Raw genomic sequence first — 2,083 nt, 5'->3', positions numbered from 1 at the left:
GAGAGGATACCGTTAACAATAAGTGACTTTGATGCTGAAAGAGGTACAGTTACTATAGTTGTTCAAACTATAGGTTGTTCAACAAAAGAAATGGAAAACTATGAAATAGGGGATTCATTTTCAGATTTCGTAGGACCGCTTGGACAAGCATCAGAATTAATGAGTGAAAGTATTGAAGAGTTAAAGAAAAAGAAAATTGTATTTGTAGCAGGAGGTCTTGGAACCGCTCCAGTTTATCCTCAGGTTAAATGGCTTAACTCTCAAGGCGTAAAGGCAGATGTAATAATAGGCGCTAAAGCTAAAGAATATGTAATTATGGAAGAGGAAATGAAGAAAGTAGCGGGGAATGTATATCCATGTACAGATGACGGTTCTTATGGATATAAGGGACTTGTTACAAATAAATTAAAAGAATTAGTCCAAAATGAAGGTAAGAAATATGATTTAGTTGTTGCTATTGGACCAATGATAATGATGAAATTCGTTTGTAAATTAACTGAAGAGCTTGGTATATCAACTATTGTAAGTATGAATCCTATTATGGTAGATGGAACAGGAATGTGTGGAGCCTGCAGGATTACTGTAGATGGCAAAACTAAGTTCGCCTGTGTTGATGGACCAGAATTTGATGGTCATAAGGTTAATTTTGAAGAAGCAATGAGAAGACAAGCAATGTACAAAACACAAGAAGTTTCTAAAAATGAAGGCATTAAAGCCGGATGTGGTTTAGGAGGTACTAAATAATGGATAAAATGAAGAGAGTCCCAATAGAAGAGCAAGATCCGAAAATAAGAGCAACTAATTTTGCAGAGGTATGTTTAGGATATACAGAGGATGAAGCGGTTACGGAAGCTACAAGATGTTTAAACTGTAAAAAACCAATGTGTGTTAGTAAATGTCCCGTTGCAATAGATATTCCGGGTTTTATTAAGCATGTTAAGAATAAAGAATTTGTAGAGGCAGTTAAGGTGATAGCTAAATATAGTTCACTTCCTGCGGTTTGTGGTAGGGTTTGTCCACAAGAAACTCAATGTGAGAGCAAGTGTATCCTAGGAATAAAAGGAGACGCAATAGCTATAGGTAAACTTGAAAGATTTGTAGGGGACTACTCAAGGGTACATAATGTCGATCTTTCAGAAACTAAACCTAAAAATGGTATTAAGGTTGCAGTGGTAGGAAGTGGTCCATCAGGACTTACTTGTGCAGGAGATTTAGCAAAAGCTGGATACGATGTAACTATTTTCGAGGCACTTCATGAAGCTGGTGGAGTTTTGGTATATGGTATACCAGAATTTAGGCTTCCAAAAGAAACAGTAGTAAAACATGAAGTTGAAAATGTTAAAAAATTAGGTGTCAAATTAGAAACAAATGTTATTGTGGGACGAACTGTAACAATAGACCAATTGATGGAAGATGAAGATTTTAAAGCTGTATTTATTGGTTCGGGTGCAGGACTCCCAATGTTTATGGGAATACCAGGAGAAAATTTAAATGGAGTATTTTCTGCTAATGAGTATTTAACTAGAAATAATTTAATGAAAGCATATAAAGAAGGATATCAGACACCTATAAGAACTGGCGAAAAGGTTGCTGTTGTAGGTGGAGGAAATGTTGCTATGGACTCTGTGCGTACAGCAGTGAGACTTGGAGCAGAGGGACACATAGTATACAGAAGATCAGAATCAGAACTTCCTGCAAGAGTTGAGGAAGTACACCATGCAAAAGAAGAAGGGGTTATAATGGATCTACTTGTTAACCCAATTGAAATCCTAGGTGATGAAAAAGGTAATGTTATAGGAATGAAGTGCATAAGAATGCAGCTAGGGGAGCCTGATGCATCAGGAAGAAGAAGACCTATAGCTATTGAGGGTTCAGAATTTATAATGGATGTTAATACAGTTATAATGTCTCTAGGGACATCACCAAATCCATTAATACCTTTGACAACAGAAGGGTTAGATATTAATAAACGTAAGTGTATAATAGCTGAAGATGAAACTGGATTAACATCTAAAAAGAATGTATATGCTGGTGGAGATGCAGTTTCAGGAGCAGCTACAGTTATACTAGCTATGGAAGCAGG

Annotated in this window: 2 protein-coding genes; both read left to right on the top strand. The window is 36.4% G+C overall.

All coding sequences use genetic code 11. The annotated features are described in order from the left end of the window. A partial coding sequence (locus tag KPL54_RS25630; RefSeq protein ID WP_216109304.1) for a sulfide/dihydroorotate dehydrogenase-like FAD/NAD-binding protein occupies positions 1-744 on the top strand: 744 nt, incomplete at its 5' end. After that, positions 744-2,083, top strand: a 1,340-nt coding sequence (gltA, locus tag KPL54_RS25625; protein ID WP_216109303.1) for an NADPH-dependent glutamate synthase, incomplete at its 3' end; no start/stop codon positions are given. The genes KPL54_RS25630 and gltA, both read left to right, overlap by 1 nt.

It is taken from the genome of Clostridium estertheticum, assembly GCF_018861295.1.
GTDB lineage: Bacteria > Bacillota > Clostridia > Clostridiales > Clostridiaceae > Clostridium_AD > Clostridium_AD estertheticum_D.
The sequence above is the reverse complement of the archived record's forward strand: the minus strand, read 5'-3'. Positions and strand labels throughout refer to the sequence as shown.